Origin of the sequence: [Brevibacterium] flavum (genome assembly GCF_019317305.1) — a bacterium.
Lineage (GTDB): Bacteria > Actinomycetota > Actinomycetes > Mycobacteriales > Mycobacteriaceae > Corynebacterium > Corynebacterium glutamicum.
The window spans coordinates 3,036,758-3,058,435 of sequence record NZ_CP079240.1 but is presented as its reverse complement, the minus strand read 5'-3'; the positions used below and the strand labels follow the sequence as shown (position 1 = coordinate 3,058,435).

Sequence of the window (21,678 nt, the reverse complement as noted above, 5' to 3'; positions counted from 1 at the left end):
GATTTAATCTAGATCCTCAAGCCTGCGCTTTTCCAAACGAGCCTTAAGTTCCACGAAGGACACCAGATCACGGTTTTCCTGCGTGCTCAAACCACCGCGAGATGCCACGGTATCGCCAGCGACAACTGCTTCATGCACGGTGACTTCCTCATCGTCGTTGAGGCGACGGGTGGTTGGGCGAGGTGCTTCCTCCACCTCAGAGCCGTGACCCATGACAGTGTAGGCCTTTTTAACGAAGCCGGGTGCCCACCAGTTGTCGTCGCGAAGCAGGTGCATCACGGCGGGGACAAGCAGCATGCGGATGATGGTGGCATCCAGAATCAGCGCTGCGATCATGCCGAACGCGATGTACTTCATCATGACGATCTCAGAGAAACCAAACGCTCCACAGACCACAATCATGATCAGTGCGGCCGCGGTGATGATAGATCCGGTGTGTGCAGTGCCGTATCTGATGGCGTCGTCGGTGGATTCGCCTTTGTCGCGGGCCTCCACCATGCGAGATACCAGGAACACCTCATAGTCGGTGGAAAGTCCGTAAATAATAGCCATGATCAGCACCAGCACTGGACTCATCAGTGGGCCAGGGGAGAAGTTCAATGCGCTGGCACCCACGCCATCGACGAACATCAAGGTGAGAATACCCAAGGTGGCACCCATACCCAGAATGGTCATGATGATGGCCTTCGCCGGCAAAATCACCGAACCAAATACCAATGCCATGAGGATGAAAGTGGCCAGCACAATGTAGAGAGCCATCCAGGGGAGCTTTTCAAAGAGCGCCTCAATGGATTCGATCTCCATGGCTGGAGTGCCACCGATCTGCACCTCAACGCCCTCAGGGACGGAAATAGCGCGAAGCTGCTCCACTACCTGCTCATTGAGGGAACGATCCTGAATACCAGCAGACAACACCGTGGTGCCATCATCGGTAGTCGCACCTGCGGTGAAACGATCTGTCAGTCCCTCAACTTCGTTGGCCTGAACATAGATATCGATCAGCTGGTTGTTGTCCGCCCCGGTGACCACAAGCTTGACCGGCTCGGTGCGGAAGGCGGGAAACGCCTCGTCGAAACGCTCTTGGGCGACGCGGGTGTCGTTAGCTGGTGGCAGATACGTTTCATTGATGCCGCCGAATTTCACGCCCGTCAACGGCACTGTAAGAGCAAGCAAGAGCAATACGACGCCCACGGTCACTGCCTTGGCATGGCGCATTGCCCATGCCGGCACGCGGTACCAAATGGTGTCTTCCAAACGGCGCGCTGTTCGAGCAGTGCGACGCAAACTCCACTTATCGATATTCTTACCCAACATGCTGAACAGCGACGGCAACACCGTCACCGACATCAAAGCAGCAAGGCCAACCGCGGAAATCGCACCGAATGCCACCGACTTCAAGAAAGCCTGTGGGAAAACAAACAACCCGGACAGCGCCACAGCCACCATCGCTGCAGAGAACACCACAGTCTTACCCGCGGTCGCCGTAGTGGTGGCAACAGCCTGTTCAACCGGGGTGCCCTTATCCATTTCCTCACGGAAACGAGAGACCATGAATAAGCCATAGTCAATGGCAAGACCCAAGCCCAGAAGGGTCACAACAGATTGTGCAAATACGTTGACCTGGAAGAATCCAGCCAAAATTGCCAAGATGCCCAGCGAACCCAAGATGGACAAAATGCTCACGATCAATGGCATCGCCGCGGCAACAACTGAGCCAAACACGATGAGCAGCAAGATAGCCACGAAAGGCAGCGCAAAAACTTCGGCGCGTGAAATATCGCCAGCCATGCCCTCATCGAGTGCGTCGGCTACAGCGGTGGCACCCGCGACCTCAGTGGTGACGCCACCGGCAAGGTTGTCCGGATGAAGCTGATCTTCAATCTCCCGGAAGTCCTTCAGCGTTTGCTCGCCGTCACCTTTGAGCCCGAGAGCTGCAAAGGTTTGGGTGCCGTCTTCGCTGAGGAGATTTTGATTACGAGTGTCAAAGTAGCTGTTGATGTGGCTGACTTCATCAGGGTTGTTCTCGATTAGCCCAGCTAAGTAGCCAGAGATGCTGGAGAACACCTCTGCATCATCGAAAGAAGTGCCTTCAGGCGCAGTAAACAGCAACACGACATCGCCGTCATTGTCACGCCCAAAGGTCTCCAACTCGATGCGCGCCGCAGCGGTCGAGGAAGAACCAGGATCATCCCATCCTTCCTGGCTCATGCGGTCGCCCAGCTTGGTGCCGAAAATGACAAACAAAGCCAAAATCGCGGCGATGACAACTAACGGAACAATGCGCCTAAATCTGTAAGCAAAGTGGCCCCATTTAGAAAACACGGGTGGATTACTCCTGGGAATTGTGGCGGTTGGATAACAAGGCAGTCAGAGGGCGGAACGGCTGCAGCCATGCGCCACCGTCTGGCAGGTTATCCAGGCTGACGCGAGGAAGCGGCTCACGGAAGACGCCGGGGATTTCCTCCAGATCAACAAACTCGATGGTGTCATGAGCTACAGCCCATGACGCGTGCTCGTGGAAACCAATGACCGTGGCAGGAATGCCCTCTGCAACGAGCTCCTCGAGAGTCTCACGGAAGTTCTGACCATCTGCACTGGCCACGATGACACCCCGCAGCACGCCTTCTTCATAGCGCCTGCGAATGTGATCAATCATGTCCGGATCGACATCGGAATCCTCGCCGATCTTAGGCTTAGCGAAGACCGCGAAACCAACGTTACGCAGCGCTTCCACCCAAGGTCGAACAACATCAGAGCCACCTGGGGTGATGTTGGCAAACACCGTTGCCTCAGGCTCAATGTGGCGGCCCAACTCATGTGCCCTGCGACCTGCGCGAGCAAGCAACCACCGACCGATGGCATCAAAGCGAGGTCGGTACGCAGCGGTTGGGCGACCACCCAAAATAGCGCCCAAACCCATATCTAGGTTGGGAGCGTCCCACACTAGAAGGACACTTTCAGGGCCTTCTTTGTCAGTGGGATTGTAGCTATGAATGACCTCATGCACATCAGACATTAGTTTTGCACCTTCTGCCACAAGTACTCATTGATCACGTGATCTTTTTCCAAGCCTTTGCCTTCAAACTTGGTGATGACCTGACGGTCAGTCAGCTGAGGGCATTCCTCCCATGGCCAGCCTTTGTACTCAAGCAGTGGTTCGACCTCAACTAGCTCATTGATCCACTCTGCGTAATCAGCGTGGTCGGTAGCAACGTGCAGAACTCCACCTGGCTTGAGCTTCTTTGCAAACAGGTTCAGCGGACCAGACTGGATGATGCGGCGCTTGTTGTGGCGCGCCTTTGGCCAAGGGTCCGGGAAGTATACGCGGATGCCGTCCAGGGACCCATCGGCAAACATGCGGTTGAGTACCTCGATGCCGTCTCCGCGGACCATGCGCACGTTGTCGATGTCTCCACGGACAACAGAGCCCATCAACTTGGCCAAGCCCGGCTTGTATAGTTCGACGGCGACAATGTTGGTATCAGCCTCAAGTGGAGCCATGGCAGCAGTAGAAGTTCCAGTGCCAGAGCCGATCTCTACGATGGTTTTTGCGCCTTCGCGCCCGAACCACGCATCAACATCAATCAGCTCATCTTCGAGGACGCGACCCAGTTCAGGCCACTTTTCATCCCACATGGTTTGCTGGTTTTCAGTGAGGGTGCCACGCCTAAACGTGACACTGCCTAGACGTGGGTAGTCGAGGTCATTATCAAAATCGGATTGGAGAGGCCGACCAGCTGGCAGTTCTCCTAATTGATCGCGGGAATTATCAGAAATAGACATTATTTGTTATTTTTCCTGTTCAACTTTAAAACTTCAATATTCGTGAGTTTGGATGAATCCCTCGAGCACTACCTTTTAGACCTCTCGCTGCAATTTAGGCCAGCTGAGATTTAAGCTTTCCGACGATTCTTCTCATTACTGCAATCGTACCGGCGATGGTGGACACGATGACATGAAAGAGCATTAAAGCAATTAAGTACAGGCTGAAGTAGTTAAACCACTCCACTCCGGTGCTCTGTGATAAAAAATGCGCACCCAAACTCAAAGTGCCAACTGGGAAGGTACTGGCCCACCATGTGGGGCTGTATGTCGCCCCTTTGAAAACAGCTCTGTAGAACACAAAGTGAGCGATGGCTCCCAGAGGAATCGTAAAAATTCCCATGACGATGCCGTAAATAATGCCCATTGTGATTGCTGTCTTGGATCCAAAGGACGCACCGATGAGCTGAGCTGCTGCAGTGGATTGGCCGACCATACCCAAAGGAATCCACGATGTTGGTGTTGCCATCAGTGGGATGCCCTGCGCCTTGGGGCTGAAATAGTAGAAATACACTCGGGTAAAAACTGCTGGTGCAGACGCCAAAGTTAAAAGGAAGAGCCCGAAAGAAACCCACAGCATCGCCGGAAGTTCAAAGTGCTCTTGGAGTTGTGCTGCCGAGGTGGAAGCAACCATCGGCGTGACCAGAGGAAGACCCCACGCAAAAGTTGGTGTGCCCGCCTTAGATCGCAAAATGGCCGTTATATATAAGGAATAGGCAACAAGTCCCACGGCTGTGCCAATAGACCAGCACACAAACATGAATCCCCACAGATCATCACCCAAAACTACGGGGCTTGCAGTTCCCAATGCGATCAAACCCATGGACAGCATTGCCCATGCCGGCATGACTTCAGTTTTGAATGAAGGAGAGCGGTAGATTAGCCAACCGCCAATAATGACAATTGCCACCACAACAGCTAACGCGAAGAAGGAATCTGCGACGACTGGAAAACCATGGATTTTTAACAGTGATGACAACAATGAGATGCCCATGAGGGAACCAGCCCACGAGGGGCCAGGTGGAGGTAAGACCGCAGCGTAGCTTTTGGTCGAAGAGGGAGTGGGCATGCCCATTACTTTAAGCCTTTGGGGCAGTGAAACCGCTAAATGGGGGCGTTGTGCGCTCGATCACTGGTCTAGACCTTTGGGCTCCAAAAGTTGCAATTTCGCGAATGCTTCAACACTTGTTTGCAATGTTTGTTAATAAATGGGTTCGCTAGTGGATTCTGTCGTTAGTACTGGCCGTCGTGGTGAGGTCATGTATTTATGTAGGGCAAAGTTAAGTTCAGAGCGCCTTTTGATACGACCAACTGGATATAACCTTTGGGGTAACGTGGGGGATGTGTGTGGGTAATTTTCAGAGTATTCAAAAGGGGGATCTAGGGTAAAAATTTGGCTTCAAGTACATACCTTTAGTTCGGTAGTTGAGGGCGGGTGGTGACAGTGCGGGCATGCATGTGGGTGTAAATGTTGTTTTAAAAAGGGGTGTACTGACAGTGGGCCGGTTTGTGCTGGTCGGCCACTAGCGGAGTGCTTGGATTGTGATGGCAGAGTAAGGGAAAGGGATTACCAGTACCGCTGTTCTTGGCGTTTTGTTGCCTATTGTCCGAATGTTAAGTGTTAATGGTCGGAAATCTGGGAAAGTTGTCTCCTGGAATGTGTGAGAATTGCCCAAATCTGAACCCAATGGCCATGGACGGGGAATGAACTGTCAGAGAACGGTTGAGGTTAATTCTTGAAACCACCCCCAAAATAGGCTATTTAAACGGGTGCTCTCATATTAAAGAAAGTGTGTAGATGCGTGTGGGCAGGGGGTAGGTCCACTGGTAATGACAAATGTGTCCGTTGTCTCACCTAAAGTTTTAACTAGTTCTGTATCTGAAAGCTACGCTAGGGGGCAAGAACTCTGTCGAATGACACAAAATCTGGAGAAGTAATGACTACTGCTGCAATCAGGGGCCTTCAGGGTGAGGCGCCGACCAAGAATAAGGAACTGCTGAACTGGATCGCAGACGCCGTCGAGCTCTTCCAGCCTGAGGCTGTTGTGTTCGTTGATGGATCCCAGGCTGAGTGGGATCGCATGGCGGAGGATCTTGTTGAAGCCGGTACCCTCATCAAGCTCAACGAGGAAAAGCGTCCGAACAGCTACCTAGCTCGTTCCAACCCATCTGACGTTGCGCGCGTTGAGTCCCGCACCTTCATCTGCTCCGAGAAGGAAGAAGATGCTGGCCCAACCAACAACTGGGCTCCACCACAGGCAATGAAGGACGAAATGTCCAAGCATTACGCTGGTTCCATGAAGGGGCGCACCATGTACGTCGTGCCTTTCTGCATGGGTCCAATCAGCGATCCGGATCCTAAGCTTGGTGTGCAGCTCACTGACTCCGAGTACGTTGTCATGTCCATGCGCATCATGACCCGCATGGGTATTGAAGCGCTGGACAAGATCGGCGCGAACGGCAGCTTCGTCAGGTGCCTCCACTCCGTTGGTGCTCCTTTGGAGCCAGGCCAGGAAGACGTTGCATGGCCTTGCAACGACACCAAGTACATCACCCAGTTCCCAGAGACCAAGGAAATTTGGTCCTACGGTTCCGGCTACGGCGGAAACGCAATCCTGGCAAAGAAGTGCTACGCACTGCGTATCGCATCTGTCATGGCTCGCGAAGAAGGCTGGATGGCTGAGCACATGCTCATCCTGAAACTGATCAACCCAGAGGGCAAGGCGTACCACATCGCAGCAGCATTCCCATCTGCTTGTGGCAAGACCAACCTCGCCATGATCACTCCAACCATCCCAGGCTGGACCGCTCAGGTTGTTGGCGACGACATTGCTTGGCTTAAGCTGCGCGAGGACGGCCTCTACGCAGTTAACCCAGAAAATGGTTTCTTCGGTGTTGCTCCAGGCACCAACTACGCATCCAACCCAATCGCGATGAAGACCATGGAACCAGGCAACACCCTGTTCACCAACGTGGCACTCACCGACGACGGCGACATCTGGTGGGAAGGCATGGACGGCGACGCCCCAGCTCACCTCATTGACTGGATGGGCAACGACTGGACCCCAGAGTCCGACGAAAACGCTGCTCACCCTAACTCCCGTTACTGCGTAGCAATCGACCAGTCCCCAGCAGCAGCACCTGAGTTCAACGACTGGGAAGGCGTCAAGATCGACGCAATCCTCTTCGGTGGACGTCGCGCAGACACCGTCCCACTGGTTACCCAGACCTACGACTGGGAGCACGGCACCATGGTTGGTGCACTGCTCGCATCCGGTCAGACCGCAGCTTCCGCAGAAGCAAAGGTCGGCACACTCCGCCACGACCCAATGGCAATGCTCCCATTCATTGGCTACAACGCTGGTGAATACCTGCAGAACTGGATTGACATGGGTAACAAGGGTGGCGACAAGATGCCATCCATCTTCCTGGTCAACTGGTTCCGCCGTGGCGAAGATGGACGCTTCCTGTGGCCTGGCTTCGGCGAAAACTCTCGCGTTCTGAAGTGGGTCATCGACCGCATCGAAGGCCGCGTTGGCGCAGACGAGACCGTTGTTGGACACACCGCTAAGGCTGAAGACCTCGACCTCGACGGCCTCGACACCCCAATTGAGGATGTCAAGGAAGCACTGACCGCTCCTGCAGAGCAGTGGGCGAACGACGTTGAAGACAACGCCGAGTACCTCACTTTCCTCGGACCACGTGTTCCTGCAGAGGTTCACAGCCAGTTCGATGCTCTGAAGGCCCGCATTTCAGCAGCTCACGCTTAAAGTTCACGCTTAAGAACTGCTAAATAACAAGAAAGGCTCCCACCGAAAGTGGGAGCCTTTCTTGTCGTTAAGCGATGAATTCCTCAAAACCTCAGTGCTTTTTAAACACCAACACCAAGTTACTTACCGCGAATTCTCGGAGCACTGGGACTTTAACCATCCACCAGGCCCAATACGGGTGGTAGCGGGGAAAAGCGGCAACCAATTCCGCATTGCCCACGGAGGCTCCCCATTCCAGCCCCTCCCGGCAGGACACATTAAACAGTGACTCCCCGAAAACGTTCTTGGGTGGATGCCCGTGTTTCTTCGTGTAGTGATCGCGGGCAAATTCTCCGCCAACGTAGTGTTCCCACAGTCCGGTTTCATGACCACCGAATGGGCCTAACCAAATGGTGTAGCTCAGGATTGCCAGGCCGCCGCTGCGGGTGACGCGGAGCATTTCTTCTCCCAATTCCCACGGTGCGGAGACATGTTCTGCAACGTTGGAGGAGTACACCACGTCAAAGGAATCGGGAAGAAACGGCAGGTCGAGGCCGGATCCGCGGACTGATCCGTGGACGTCGATGCCAGCTGCGGACATTTCGCCAACGTCGGGTTCGACGGAGAAGTAGGTGGCGCCCAGTGTCTCAAAGGCTTCGGCGAAGTATCCGGGTCCGCCGCCGACGTCGAGAACTTTCAGGTCATTTAATCCGGCGCCAGAAATATCTTCAGACAAAGCCGCCACCAGACTCGAGGTATCGAGGGCCAGGTTTCCGTAAAAGATGTCAGGTCGGGTTTGTTCGTATTTGAAATCAGACAGTAAACCCCACGACCTGCCCAAGGTAGCCAAGCGACGAAGAGCCGGAAGCTCCGGAAATGAGGCCATTTATGCGCGGGTCCAGTTGAGGTCGTGGATGTCTTCGCCGTTCATCCATCGCAAAATGGTGGTGATGGCATCGTCGATGGAGGAAACAATGGTGGTGTTATTTACTCCTGCAACGCCGAATTCTAGGGTCCAGCCGTCTACTTCTGCGAGGCTGCGCGCGGAGATGTAGGAGGACTCGTCGGCGGGGTTGTCTAGGTCGAAGTGTGCAATCTTCAAATAATCCCCGGAATCCCCGGAATCCCCGGAATCCCCGGAATCCCCGGAATCTCCAGAGCCCCCGGCAATGACGTTCAACTGGTGCTCGAGTCCAAGGCGGGAGGCGCCGATGCGGGCGTCGTCGTCATTTTTGGTTTGGACGGTAAAGGAGATGTCTTCGTCGCCGTAGCGGAGGACTTCGTCGTTGTATTGGATGCCCAGGCCGGAGGCGAGTGCCACGTCGTCGAGCCAGCCTAAGCAGTCGTTGATCAGTTCGTCGTCGACTTCGATGGTGACGTTTCTGGGGTGGGTAAAGGGGACTCCGAGGAAGTCCACGTCGTCTTCTTTCGCGGCGCTGAGGATGGTTTCGCGGATTTGTGCGGGGGAGTGGGTGGGAGAGAAAACGGTGATCGTTGTGGCCATGGCTTCCATTATGGCTTGTTTAAAAGCAGCTAGACTGAATAACCCTATGAAGATCCTTTTGTTGTGCTGGCGTGATACCACTCATCCTCAAGGTGGCGGAAGTGAACGCTATCTGGAGCGAGTGGGCGAGTTTTTGGCGGATCAGGGCCATGAGGTGGTGTTTCGTACTGCTGGGCACACGGATGCGCCACGGCGTTCTTTCCGCGATGGTGTGAGGTATTCCAGGAGCGGTGGGAAGTTTAGTGTGTATCCCAAGGCGTGGGTGGCCATGATGTTGGGTCGTGTGGGGATTGGCACGTTTTCCAAGGTTGATGTGGTGGTGGATACGCAGAATGGCATTCCGTTTTTTGGAAAGTTTTTCTCCGGTAAGCCGACTGTGCTGCTCACGCATCATTGCCATAAGGAGCAGTGGCCGGTGGTGGGTCGGGTGCTGGCGAAGGTTGGTTGGCTGATTGAGAGCCAGATCGCGCCGCGCGCTTACAAAACCGCGCCGTATGTGACTGTTTCAGAGCCGAGCGCTGAGGAGCTCATTGCGTTGGGTGTGGATCCGCAGCGGATTCATATCGTGCGCAATGGCGTGGATCCCGTGCCGCTGCACACGCCGAAGCTGGATCGCGATGGCCAGCATGCGGTGACGTTGTCGCGCCTGGTTCCGCACAAGCAGATTGAGCATGCGATGGATGTCGTCGCGGCGCTCGACGGCGTGGTGCTGGATGTAGTCGGAAGCGGTTGGTGGCAGGAGGAACTGGTCGATTATGCCCGCACGCTGGGTGTGAGCGATCGCGTGGTTTTCCACGGCCAGGTCGCCGAGGATCACAAGCATGCCCTGCTGGAGCGCGCCACGATTCATCTCATGCCTTCGCGCAAGGAAGGCTGGGGCCTGGCGGTCACGGAGGCGGCGCAGCACGGCGTTCCGACGATCGGTTACCGCAGCTCAGGCGGCCTGCGCGATTCCGTCGTCGACGGCGAAACCGGCATGCTTGTCGACTCCAAGGCCGAGCTTATTTCAGCCACCAAAACCCTGCTTATCGACGCCTCCCTCCGCTCCAAGCTCGGCGCCAGCGCGAAGCAGCGCGCCGAAAACTACAAGTGGGACACCGCGGGAGCGCAGTTCGAGGAACTACTTCTTGGTCTTGCGTCGAAGAAGTAGTCCCAGCGGCAACGCCATCCACAGCACGGTCAGGCCCACACCGAGGTAGTATTTCCAGCCACGCTGCGGTGGTGCGCCAGTTTCTGTGATCGTATCGCCATCCACCACGACACCAACACCAAGTTCCTCAAGGCGCTCGATATCCCCGGCCGCCCATGCCTGCGTTGCTTCGGTCCACCGCTGTGAGGGCGCGTCGGTGATGATGCCATCCACACGCAGTTCGCCGGATTCCACCACGGAGAGGGCTTTGGTTTTGGGATCGACAACCGGGATCCCATCCTCGCGGGTCACCAAGGGGCCTTGGCCGATGATTAAGATGTCGCGGCCATCAGCGATTTCTGCCAGTGCTTCCACTGATTCCACATGCGCTGAACTCGGGCGTATCACGGAAACCTCACGTGGTGCATCAGGAATCTGGAGCAACGCCAAACCGGTAGCCACCCACGACAGCGGGCTTTTCACCCCGGCGGCCAAACACACATAGGCAGGGATAGCCAGCATGAGGAGTTTTTGAGAATCCCTAAACAGCGCGGCGCCTGGAACATATGCGATGGTCCACGTGAACAGATTCGGCATCAGCCACGGACCGATCGCCCCCACGAAACCTGCAACTGCAAGCAGAGCGAGAATCAACGGGCAGTTTTTGAAACCCGCCAGCAGAATCGCAAATAACAAAATTCCAGCAACTGCGAAACCCACTTCACGGGAAGCCGGCACTGCCCCCGCATTCCAAATTCCACCCAGACCCAGCGCAGTTCCCAACGTTCCTGCATATGTTTCAGAACGAATGGCGAAGGTCAGCGCACCTCCCGAAGTGGGGGTGGCAAGAAGCGCAGGTATTAGCCAAGGAAGCCACGAAAGGAAGGAACATAGCGTCGTAAAGCATTTTCTTTTGGAACTCGCCACGCCCGTGACCGCCGCAACCACCGCACCCGTGGGCGTCAACGACGCCGCCCAGATCGCCACAACCTGCCAACGCGGATGCCTGCGCAGCGCCACAACCAGCGGCAACAGCCACACCGCCATCACCAACGACCAATGGCCCTGCAGCAGACGCTCCACCACGAAGGGATTGTAAATCGCCACGGTAACGGCCAAAAACTTAGAAGGCCCAAGGCGCATCGCACCCCACGCGCCCGCGAAACCCGCCACAAGCAGCATGCCGCGAACGATCCAACTCACCGGCAAAAAGCCAAGCAACGCCAGCACACCATCCTGCGGGGCGTTCCGCGACGGCAAATCACCAAAACCCAACGCATTCAACGACAACGCCGGATGGTCCACCACCGACATATCCCGCAACAACAACTCGCCAGGCGCAGCCAACGGCCACAGCAAAGATCCCAAAAGCACAGTCGTCCATGCCCACAGCAGGATACGCCGGGTTGGGGTCATAAGGATTTAACTCCTGAGTTTATTCACAGTGCTCATCAGGCGGCCGCGCTTGAAAATTCCCGTGAGGAACACACCAATCGCAAGCAACGACAGGCCTAAGAATTTAGAAAAGAAATCAAACCCCTTAGCCCACGACAACTGCTGATCAATATCATGCGCATTATCCTGCAGAAGCTTCAACGTATCCGCAGTATAAGTGAATTCTACTGTGTCATCACCGTCCGAGCCATGGAACGTCATCGCCTCATCTTTAGCCACAATGATGCCAGAGAAACGATCCACCTTCAGGGTCCGCTCCACCGAATACGTCCTGGAATCATCCAACGGAACATAACGAAGATGCTGGTAGAAGGTATAAGTATTGCCCTCGCGGGACACGTAATCCACCGGGGACTCCTCACCTAACACAATGTCGTAATAAGGATAAGAATTCCGCAACGTATTCGCCGGGAAGAAGTAATGCAACCCCTCCCGCACCACATTGCTACTATCCGCCGGCGAACCCGAAATGGTGGCAGTCGGCTCAATCACCGGAAAACGAGAGTGACCAATCAGCACCACATCATCCGAAATTTCCGCAACAGTTTTCCCCTGCACATCCGTAACTGTCTGATCCACATGCGTCGCGATCTCATCGACCATCGACGTCGGCGCAGTCACAATATGCTCAGTGCGCACAAACCCCTGCGGACTCTCACTCACCAACGTCAGATCCAAATCCTTCGGAATCGTCCGCGCCTGACCAGTCACATACGGCGGTACCGTGAAGGCAAAAATGAGGAACAGCACGCCCGCAATAATGAGGACCGTTGCAGATCGCTTCATAAAAACAGCCCACACCTTTCCGCTAAACTCGCATGTTGAAATAATGTCTACCCAATCATATGCACCCATCCGCCATCGCGGATTCATCAGCTCACTCGAGGGACTACGCGCAATCGCCTCCCTGGGAGTCTTGGCGACCCACGTTGCATTCCAAACCTCCGTCGACCCCGCCAGCAACATCGGTGCAGTACTCGCGCGTTTCGACTTTTTCGTCGCCGTCTTCTTCGCACTCTCCGCCTTCGTTCTTTGGCGACGCCGCGCCGGGCAACCAGTGGGACTGTACTACCTCAAACGCCTAGCCCGCATCATGCCCGCATACTGGGCAACGGTCATCGCCGTCCTACTGTTCATTCCCACCGGCCCTTGGTTAGCCAACCTGACGATGACTCAAATTTACTGGCCAGACGGCCTCATGACAGGCCTTACCCACCTTTGGTCCCTGTGCGTGGAAGTGGCATTTTACCTGGTGATGCCGCTTCTCGCGTGGGTGTTGGATAGGTTTGATCGGCCGGTGCGCATCCTGTTGATTGCTGGTGGGGCAGTGTTGAGTCTGGCGTGGCCGTGGATTCCAGTAGTAGAACATTCGTTGGACGAGGGGTGGGCAAACATGCAGATCTGGCCACCCGCCTACGCTTGCTGGTTTGCAGTCGGCATGATCGCCGCAGAAATTGAAGGAGTTCGATTCCCCCGGGTTCCGAGCTTTGTGTGGGTGGGTCTGGCTTTAGTTGTCGCTTGGATCGCGGGCCAAGAATGGTTCGGACCACTAGGTTTAGTGCACCCCAGCCCCTGGGAATTCAACTTAAGAGTCCTCGCGGGCACACTTTTCGCTGTATTTCTGGTGGTTCCCTACGCGCTGGGTACGCCCTCTCGGCTTCTTGATTCCAGTTGGATGAAAACGCTCGGCACCTGGTCGTATTCCATCTTCCTCTGGCACCTTCCCGTGCTGACGATTGTGTTCCCACTGCTCGGGTTGCCTTTATTTAGTGGAAATTTCCTGTTGGTGTTTGTCGTGACGGTCTTGTTGACGATCCCAGTTGCCGCCATCAGCTACACCTTCATCGAAGAGCCCATCATGCGGTGGACCCGGCGCGCCATTCGGACTGGGGGTCGTTAGGATTCACCATTTTTCTGGGGGTAGGTCTGGAAAATGGTGAATCGGCACCACGTCAAGACGGGGACGGGGCATGGCAAGCCGATAAGGGAACTAATTTGCTAATACTCACCACAGGATCCGGATTTTCAGCCGTTTGTGGTGGATTTTTGCAAATCGCCGGTGGTTTGATGCAAAAATACGTTCGATTTGAAGGTCTGGCCACAGGATTGTGGTGGATCCTTGATCAACAAGCTGACAGGAATCACAGGAGCCCCAATGGTCCCAAAACCGACCCCCTCTACAATCGCCTCCAAGGGCCTAGAACTGTCAGAATGAACTGACACCCATTTAACGCTTTGGAGGCCTTAAATCGCCAGCAAATAGCGCAGCCACGGAAATGCCCGCTAGCAGGGCCAATGCGGGGGAATCTCCTGGGTATGCGGCTGCCGGCCAGGGAGCTTGGGCGAGCCACAATCCGCAGATAGCCAACGGGAGCCCTGCCAACACCCATTTCGGGATGAGGGTGAATCGCAGAACTAGCCACGACGCCACCGCCGGCACGAACCACCACCCCAACATCGGGATCAATGCCACCACCGCCCATTGCGCGTTGCGGGTGTCCTGCCACACGGGGTTTATTGCTTCTCGACGCCTCCCCACAACAACACAACCCAACACCACGATTAATGCGATGGTTGCGCCACCGAAAAGGGACAGTTTGTAGGGTTTTTCGCCGTCGAAAGCGAAGCTCAACTCGCCGGAGGCGTTCGCGGGGATGATGAAACCTTGGGAGGAGGCGTCGAGTTGGATGGGGGAGAGGGGGGTGGCGTCGATAAGCGCGCTGGTACCTGAATTGAAAGCGCGCGTGGTGACGAGCACGCGGTCGGTGGGTGCTGCCTCGATGTTTGTTGCTGGCTGAACAGCGGCGAGCGGGGCGGATTCGGTGAGGGTGACCCATTCCGATTGGGTGCGCAGCGTGTGGGTTCCGGGGGTGAGTTCGAGGGGGTCACAGTCGATGCGATCGCCGTCGAGTTCCAAGGTGACGCAGGATTGGGCGTCCACGGTGACGGACATGTGGCGGGAGACTGTGAAAGTGCGGTCGAGGAACGAGGTGGGCACTGTGAGGCGTTGGAAAACGAATTGCTGCACGTCAGGAGAGGTCTCCGGCACAGTGATGGTGCGGCTGAGGCCTTCGAGGGACAGCTCGGAAATTCCTACGAAACCGTCGAATTCAATGTGAGCTTCAGGCTCCGCCAACGTAACTGTGGTGGTGCGGCCTTTTTCGAACTCGCGGACCATCACGGAATCGCCGGAGGTGATGGTGGCGGTGACGGTGCTACGGGGGGAGATCGATAATGTGGTGCCGGTACCGGAGACTTCGAGCCACGGAGACGTATCGCCAGGTGTCGGGTACCAGGCGGTGTTGTAACGATGATCAAGAAGTGAATTAAGGGAACGATCAGGATCCGCGCCGCCGAAAGAAGTGGCATCGGAACCAGACGAAGACGCCGTGATGGAACCTTCCTGCACCACCTGCGTCATTGGCCCCGCGGAAGGATAATCCACGATGCGGTTTTTCACCTCAGTCTCATCAAGGCTGGCCAACGCTGCGGAACTGGTGCCATCGCCATAATTTGTGCCGACTAGCTGCGGGGTATCGGTGACTATCTGGGCGTTCTCACTCACCAAAGTCCGCGGAGAATAGCCGTTAATGGTGTCCAGGAGGGAGAGGATTTCACCGCCGCCGGCGACAGTGGGCAGCTGCTTGGATGTGCCGGAAGTGATCCACATATTGCGGTCGGGGTCGATGAGGTAGACGTCTACTTGGCCTTGGGAGCCAAAAGTGTGCTTTTCCCCAGGCAGATCCACCTCAATATCTGGGTCGGCTTCCAGATCATGCCTCACCAGTACTGCGCCGATGCCTAGACGTTTTAATGCCTCGTCGTTTAGACCGGTGCCTAGAGTGCCTAGGTCGTCGAGACCATCTAATCCGCGAATCGCCTCCGGGGGAACCAAAGGAATGGCATCGCGGACAGCCCACGGAACATCAAGAAGTGGTTGAGCCGGTTCATCCCGAGTCCATCCCCAGTCATGGCGGGCAAACGGAGAGCTAGGCCAAATCAACGTGCGGGTGCCTGTGGCGTTTTGGTTGAGGAATTCTGTGGCTTCGTACCAGTAGTCAGGCACTTCATCCCACGTTCCCTGAGGTAGCAGCCGTGCCGACCATGCGGGAGCAAGAGCACCGACAGCGATGATCACCACGAGGAGTCCTGCGGCTTGGCGTTTTTGGAGAGGCAGCGGGATGGTGTGGTGTTTGCCTTGTCCGCTGGTCAATGCAGTCGTCCCAAGCAAGGGCAGACTGATATGCGACCCCAATGCGGCAACGCCCACCATCAACGGCATGCGGACTAATAGATCAAATTTGTGGATGTTTCGAAGTGCTGCGCCTGGGCCGTCGAGGAATTCTTGAACAGCCGTTAGGTGGGCGCTGCCGAGGATGAGGAGTCCGATGGCCAGCATGAATGCCCACAGTCCACGGTGTTTCATCAAGGTGAGGCCGATCAAGCCGAGGGCTGCGACGAGAACGCTGAGGGTGACAAAGAGAGCGTCGTTGACCAGGAGATATCCGGCTTGTCGTTCAGTGTCTACGAAGGGTGTCCAACTGGTGGTTCCGCGGAGTATTTCTACTGGGTTGAGCCAGGAGGTGGTGACGGAGGAACTTTCGATGAATTCGGTGAAGGGCGGGGCGTATTTGCCAAGCACCAACAAAGGTCCGATCCACCATGAATTAACAGCGAGAACGCCCATTCCCCACAGAAGCAGCCTTAAGAAGAGCCCTCTATACAGCAAGATCAGCGCTGCCGGGATGAGTGCTGCCATCGTGGCGGTGGCATTAACTGCACCCATGCATGCCGCGGGAAGTAAGGACAACGCGATGGCTCGTGCACCCACATTTCGCGAAAGCAGAGGCAGACATACCCATGGCGCGAGCATGATGGGCCAAGTTTCGGAGGAGATTGCAGTGAGGGTGGTGAGCGTGCGCGGGGACAGAGCAAACAGCAGTGCGGCGATCACCCTGAATGCAGGATTGCCAATCCCCAGCCGGGCTACCAGTGCGTAGAATCCAGAAAATCCCAGGCTAAGAACAAGCCACCACCACAGTCGCTGCGCAATCCAGTCAGGGAGGAAATCAGTGATGAGGAAGAAAAACCCTTGGGGAAACAGATAGCCATAAGCTTGGTTTTGCAACTGACCCAAGGTGAACGTGTCAGTCCACGCATGAAGCGCACCGGTTAAAAATCCTGCGGGGTTGAGCAGCAAATCTAGTTTAGTATCGGCAGCAACCTGACCATAAGGTTGCGCAAACACCACAAAACCCAGCGCAATCCAGACATAGAAATGCGCCGAGTGAAGAAAACGGGGAAGTGGCTTTTTAGTCTGCTTCGCGTGAACCATACTCAGGGCCACCGAGCAGGGCATCGTCTGCAGTTACGGCGTTACCAGTGGGAACAGTGTCCTGCCCTGAGATCATTGAGACCCCAACTACTGCGACTGCGCCGACGGCGATTCCCACGACTGCGCTTGCAATCGCGGGCCCGAGGGTGCGTCGGTTGAGGGAATCAGTTTCGTATGCCATGACGTGGAAGAGACTACCAGTTTTTACCCCTTGGTTTCATCTTCTTGGTTCTCGTCTCGGTTTTAGTCCAGCGGCGGAACGACAAAAACTGGTACGTCGGCGTGGTGGAGCACGCTGTCTGAGGTGGAGGATTGCCACAGGGATTTCCATCCGGAGATCCCGCGGGTGCCGGTGACAATCACGTCGGGTCGGAGCTCGTCAGCAGCATCAACGATGGCGCTCCACACGGCCGTTGCGGATTCCACCATGTGGGCTCGCGCTTCCAGACCTAGAGATTGGGCCAGCTCTACGCCTTCCTGGCAGGTTTTTAGTGCAGCGGAATGGGCGGGGTCTTCGGGTTCCACCCCCAAGGTGATCAACGAAACCGAGCGCGCAGCTTGCCGATGCAATGGCTCCCACGCAGTTAAAATTTCCACGGTGCGCGGCTGCAACAATTTCGCTGCATATTCCAAAGCGCGCCGGGATTCCGGTGAGCCATCAAAAGCAACCAGCATGGTTTTGTCGGTCATTGCATGCTCCCTGTGAAACTTGTGGAAAGTACTTCACTTCAGCCTACCGACGATTAATGCTTTGCTGCCGTCTTTTCCTATAGTTAGAGCCGTGTGGAAGCGATTGAAACCCCTCGCAGCAGCCGTCGCGGTAGCCGGTGTGCTCCTTGCGGGCTGCGCAGAAGAGCTGGAACAGCAAAAAGCAATAAGCCGCTTATCGACGTCCACCTCCACCCCTCCCGCACCGACCGCGGAGGATTTGGCGCGCGCGCAAATCCCTGAACAGCAACGCGACCAAGTCGCGTCGCTGATGATGGTTGGAGTTGCAAATTATGATCAAGCGTTGGATGCCCTCAACCAAGGCGTAGGTGGCATTTTCATTGGTTCCTGGACAGATGAAAATCTGCTCACGGAACCTGGCCGTAATATTGAGGCGCTCCGCGAAGCCGTCGGCAGGGATTTCTCCGTCAGCATCGACTTCGAAGGCGGCCGCGTCCAGCGTGCCACCAATATTCTTGGTGATTTCCCCTCACCTCGCGTGATGGCGCAGACCATGACCCCAGAGCAGGTAGAAGACCTCGCAGAAATCCTAGGCACCGGGCTGGCAGCCCATGGCGTGACCGTGAACTTTGCACCCGTCGTAGATGTCGATGCCTGGGGCCTCCCCGTCGTTGGCGATCGCTCTTTCTCCAACGACCCAGCCGTAGCAGCTACTTATGCCACAGCTTTTGCAAAGGGCTTAAGCAAAGTAGGAATTACCCCAGTATTCAAACATTTCCCAGGTCACGGTCGTGCAAGTGGCGATTCGCACACCCAAGATGTGGTGACCCCCGCACTTGATGAGCTTAAAACTTACGACCTCATCCCTTATGGCCAAGCACTTTCTGAAACTGACGGAGCCGTCATGGTTGGCCACATGATTGTTCCAGGTCTTGGTACCGACGGAGTTCCATCCTCTATCGACCCCGCCACCTATCAACTGCTCCGCAGTGGCGATTACCCAGGTGGCGTGCCTTTCGATGGCGTGATTTACACCGACGATCTCTCTGGAATGAGTGCCATTTCCGCCACCCATTCACCCGCAGAAGCAGTGCTTGCCTCCCTCAAAGCAGGCGCAGACCAAGCATTATGGATCGACTATGGGTCGTTGGGCTCCGCGATTGATCGCGTTGATGCTGCCGTTAGCAGCGGTGAATACCCTCAAGAACAAATGCTGGCATCTGCGTTGAGAGTCCAATTGCTCTACATCACACGTCTCGAAAAAAAGTGAAGTTACCAGTCCGTAACCCCTTTTGAGTAGGAATTTCGCATCAGTGCAACTAGCCTTTCAGGTGTGAAGAACTCTGGGAAAAATTCGGCAAAGAATCGGACCAAAGGGATCCTAATCGGGGTTCTCGTTGGTCTTATTGCCATTTTTGCAGGCATCTATGCGGTCGATGTTTTCCTCAACAAGGACAACATCCCTCGTGGAACAACCGTCGGTGGCGTCAGTATTTCCAACCTCAGTGCACAAGAAGCCCGCACAAAGTTGGAAACTGAACTGGCCAATGATGTGGTTCAGCCCGTCACCGTGACGGCAGGGGAGCAGAGCACCACTTTTGATCCAGTTTCCTCCGGCGTCGGCATCGATTGGGACGCAACCATCGAAGGCACCGGCGAGCAGTCTTGGAACCCCATTACCCGCTTCGTGGCGCTGTTCAAAGAATCCGAATCTCCCATCGTGAGCACCGTCGATCCCGCAGCCTTCGGCCCAACCCTTGATCGCATGGTCGGCGAACTCTATCGAGATCCCATTTCCGGAAACCTGAATATCGACGCCGGCACCCTCGTGGTCAACGACACCATCGACGGACAAGCCGTAGACCGCACCGTTTTGGAACAAGCAGTCACAGAAAACTGGCTCAACCCAGAGGGCGTAGAAGCCGAGCCATACGTTGTTCCCGCTGCGATCAGCCAAGACACCATCGATGAACTTGCAGAAGGCGCCGGAGCTAAAGCCGTATCTAGCCCCTTCGTCGTCCGAGGCGATGACGGAATTGAAGGCACCATCCCCGTCGAGCGCATGGGTGAAGTGGTGAGTTTCCCAGAAGAAAACGGCACCATCCGCGTCGACATCAATGCAGAAGCAGCCACAGCAATGCTGGCCGAAGGCCTCAAAGAAACAGAGATCGAGCCCACCAACGCTCAAATCAGTTTCTCCTCAGGCTCCCGCGTAGTCACCCCAGAAGTCACCGGACACGGAATCAACTGGGAAGAAACCCTGGCCGATCTGCCCAACAACCTCACCGGCGATGGCCCCCGCACCATCGACGCTGTCTATGAGGACACCCCAGCAACATTCACCGCCACCGACGCCCAAAACGCTACCTTCAATGAGGTCATGGGCGAGTTCACCACCGGCGGCTTCTCTGCTGCCTCCGGAACAAACATCCGCCTCACCGCGCAAATGGTCGACGGCGCAGTCGTTTCACCTGGCGATACGTTCTCCCTCAACAACTACACCGGCCCACGTGGCGCAGCCCAAGGCTTTGTTGATTCCGGCATCATTTTGAATGGTCGTTCCGACACCGCAGTCGGCGGTGGCATCAGTCAGTTCGCCACCACCTTGTACAACGCGTACTACTTCGCAGGTCTGGAAGACATCACGCACACCCCGCACAGCTACTACATTTCCCGCTACCCAGCCGGACGTGAAGCTACTATTTTCGATGGTGCCATCGACCTTCAATTCCGCAACAACTCCCCATACCCCGTCATGATCAGCACCTCTGCCGACGCCTCAAACGTGACCGTGCGCATCATGGGTGTGGACACCACCTCCGTGGAATCCATCAACAACGGACGTTGGTCCACCACCCAGCCCAACACAGTTCGAGTATCGGGTTCAGATTGTGTGCCATCAACCGGTGCACCAGGATTTACCACCTCCGACACCCGAATCATCAGCGATCTTTCTGGCAACGAAATCACCAGAGAAACCGTCACCACGGTTTACGATCCTTCACCAAACGTGGTCTGCTCCTAAAACAAAATGCCCCACCAGATCTGGTGGGGCATTACTGATTATTTAGGAAGAAAGCGAACCGAAGAGCTTGAGTAGTGGGCTCGCCAGCTGCTGAAGGAAGTTCAAGATGGTGGAGAGGAAGCTGGAGGAAGATCCGGTAGCAACATCATCGGAAGGGTTCTCTGAAGCCTTGTCCACGGTGATGGAGAAGCTCAGCGCATCCGCTTCCTGGCCTGCGTAACGGCTCAATTCTTCAGGCTGCAGGGATTCTAGGAAAGTGCCGGAAACATCGATCCAAGTGTAAGTGGTGTTTGCATCGGTTTCTGAAACCGCAGGAGCAGTCAGCTCGAACTCAGCGACATCAACGCGAGTAGTGGAGGTCTCTTCTGGAGCGGCATTGTCAGACAGCTCGGCGCTCAAAGTTGCAGTGTCGCCCTCGACGGTGATCTGCGGGTTGGACAAGGTGATGTTGAAGCCGTGAGCGTCACTGGCGAAGGCAACAGTTCCTTCGTAGTTCAGCTGGCCCTTCTCGGTGTCGATGTCGTAAGTGGAGCCAGTTCCGAGGGTGAAGTTGTAGGTTCCATCTTCGTTGACAGTTGCACCGCCAGTTGCGTCAACGGTTCCACCAGTCCAAGGTCCGGTGACATAGGTGCGCCAGGAAGACTTGAAACCCCAGTCAAGGGAGTTTTCTGAAGTTGCGACGCTAGAATCGTCTGCGGTGGTGACTATGGAAACTGGTTCTGCAATCGCAGACGGAGCAGTGGTTGCGAAAGCGGAAGTGGAAATCGCGGCAGCGGTCAGTACTGCGAAAGCGCGGCGGGAAAACTTGTGAGACATGTGAGAAACTCCGGTAACGAGAGTGGGAAGATGCTTGTTAGCGCGTTGAAGGTTGTTTGTTTTTAAAATTCTTCAATTTCTTCAATGGCGACTGTTTAAGGTTTACCTAATTTAGGCTTGCCTTAAAAGTTTGTCGGGGTTAATCGAAAGGGTGCTTGGCCTACTGGCGGAAAG

The 21,678-nt window shown here is 55.5% G+C and carries 17 protein-coding genes; 5 read left to right on the top strand and 12 right to left on the bottom strand.

Annotated elements, in window-relative coordinates:
• Positions 1-3: 3 nt before the first annotated feature.
• From KW808_RS14720 to KW808_RS14705, 4 genes are all read right to left on the bottom strand, one after another.
• The gene (locus KW808_RS14720) at positions 4-2,322 is read right to left on the bottom strand and encodes an MMPL family transporter (RefSeq protein ID WP_499652280.1); all 2,319 of its coding nucleotides are present in this window, start codon (positions 2,320-2,322) and stop codon (positions 4-6) included.
• A gap of 7 nt (positions 2,323-2,329) precedes the next feature.
• Positions 2,330-3,016, bottom strand: coding sequence for an NYN domain-containing protein (locus KW808_RS14715; protein ID WP_003857880.1), 687 nt, complete (start codon positions 3,014-3,016; stop codon positions 2,330-2,332).
• Positions 3,016-3,783 (bottom strand): tRNA (guanosine(46)-N7)-methyltransferase TrmB, encoded by a 768-nt coding sequence (trmB, locus tag KW808_RS14710; protein ID WP_003862667.1) that lies wholly within the window; start codon positions 3,781-3,783, stop codon positions 3,016-3,018. Before trmB ends, KW808_RS14715 begins: the two co-directional genes overlap by 1 nt.
• Before the next feature lie 94 nt (positions 3,784-3,877).
• Positions 3,878-4,897 carry a TDT family transporter gene (locus tag KW808_RS14705; protein ID WP_003862669.1) on the bottom strand — a complete coding sequence of 340 codons (1,020 nt, stop codon included), beginning with the start codon at positions 4,895-4,897 and terminating at the stop codon, positions 3,878-3,880.
• An 862-nt stretch (positions 4,898-5,759) separates the two neighbouring features.
• Here KW808_RS14705 and KW808_RS14700 point away from each other — a divergent pair.
• On the top strand, positions 5,760-7,592 hold the full coding sequence (locus KW808_RS14700) for a phosphoenolpyruvate carboxykinase (GTP) (RefSeq protein ID WP_003862671.1): 1,833 nt from the start codon (positions 5,760-5,762) through the stop codon (positions 7,590-7,592).
• 91 nt (positions 7,593-7,683) lie between these two features.
• Here KW808_RS14700 and KW808_RS14695 read toward each other — a convergent pair whose 3' ends face one another.
• Both KW808_RS14695 and KW808_RS14690 read right to left on the bottom strand, forming a co-directional pair.
• On the bottom strand, positions 7,684-8,457 hold the full coding sequence (locus KW808_RS14695; RefSeq protein WP_003862673.1) for a class I SAM-dependent methyltransferase: 774 nt from the start codon (positions 8,455-8,457) through the stop codon (positions 7,684-7,686).
• Complete coding sequence (locus KW808_RS14690) at positions 8,458-9,075, bottom strand: hypothetical protein (RefSeq protein WP_034983229.1); 618 nt, start codon at positions 9,073-9,075, stop codon at positions 8,458-8,460.
• Positions 9,076-9,121: 46 nt separating this feature from the next.
• On the opposite strand from KW808_RS14690, the gene KW808_RS14685 reads away from it, so the two are divergent.
• Entirely contained in the window at positions 9,122-10,225 is a 1,104-nt protein-coding gene (locus KW808_RS14685; RefSeq protein WP_003862677.1) for a glycosyltransferase family 4 protein, read from the top strand.
• Here the strand turns inward: KW808_RS14685 and KW808_RS14680 are convergent.
• A complete protein-coding gene (locus KW808_RS14680) occupies positions 10,196-11,620 on the bottom strand; it encodes an MmpA family trehalose lipid delivery protein (RefSeq protein ID WP_003862679.1) in 1,425 nt (474 codons plus the stop codon). The two genes, KW808_RS14685 and KW808_RS14680, sit on opposite strands and share 30 nt — an antisense overlap.
• A 6-nt stretch (positions 11,621-11,626) precedes the next feature.
• Positions 11,627-12,445, bottom strand: coding sequence for a porin PorA family protein (locus KW808_RS14675; protein ID WP_003862680.1), 819 nt, complete (start codon positions 12,443-12,445; stop codon positions 11,627-11,629).
• Positions 12,446-12,488: 43 nt separating this feature from the next.
• Here KW808_RS14675 and tmaT point away from each other — a divergent pair, with 43 nt between their 5' ends.
• The gene (tmaT, locus tag KW808_RS14670; RefSeq protein ID WP_003862681.1) at positions 12,489-13,559 is read left to right on the top strand and encodes a trehalose corynomycolate mycolyl acetyltransferase TmaT; all 1,071 of its coding nucleotides are present in this window, start codon (positions 12,489-12,491) and stop codon (positions 13,557-13,559) included.
• A gap of 327 nt (positions 13,560-13,886) precedes the next feature.
• Here tmaT and KW808_RS14665 read toward each other — a convergent pair whose 3' ends face one another.
• The 3 genes from KW808_RS14665 to KW808_RS14655 form a co-directional block, all read right to left on the bottom strand.
• Positions 13,887-16,994 (bottom strand): DUF3367 domain-containing protein, encoded by a 3,108-nt coding sequence (locus KW808_RS14665; RefSeq protein WP_003862683.1) that lies wholly within the window; start codon positions 16,992-16,994, stop codon positions 13,887-13,889.
• Entirely contained in the window at positions 16,972-17,175 is a 204-nt protein-coding gene (locus KW808_RS14660) for a DUF2613 domain-containing protein (RefSeq protein ID WP_003853449.1), read from the bottom strand. Before KW808_RS14660 ends, KW808_RS14665 begins: the two co-directional genes overlap by 23 nt.
• Before the next feature lie 62 nt (positions 17,176-17,237).
• A complete protein-coding gene (locus tag KW808_RS14655; RefSeq protein ID WP_003862684.1) occupies positions 17,238-17,684 on the bottom strand; it encodes a universal stress protein in 447 nt (148 codons plus the stop codon).
• 91 nt (positions 17,685-17,775) lie between these two features.
• Here KW808_RS14655 and KW808_RS14650 point away from each other — a divergent pair, with 91 nt between their 5' ends.
• Complete coding sequence (locus KW808_RS14650) at positions 17,776-18,933, top strand: glycoside hydrolase family 3 N-terminal domain-containing protein (RefSeq protein ID WP_034983226.1); 1,158 nt, start codon at positions 17,776-17,778, stop codon at positions 18,931-18,933.
• A 63-nt stretch (positions 18,934-18,996) separates the two neighbouring features.
• Positions 18,997-20,688, top strand: coding sequence for a VanW family protein (locus KW808_RS14645; RefSeq protein WP_003862686.1), 1,692 nt, complete (start codon positions 18,997-18,999; stop codon positions 20,686-20,688).
• A gap of 42 nt (positions 20,689-20,730) precedes the next feature.
• Here KW808_RS14645 and KW808_RS14640 read toward each other — a convergent pair whose 3' ends face one another.
• Positions 20,731-21,504 (bottom strand): HtaA domain-containing protein, encoded by a 774-nt coding sequence (locus KW808_RS14640; protein ID WP_003862687.1) that lies wholly within the window; start codon positions 21,502-21,504, stop codon positions 20,731-20,733.
• Positions 21,505-21,678: the final 174 nt, after the last annotated feature.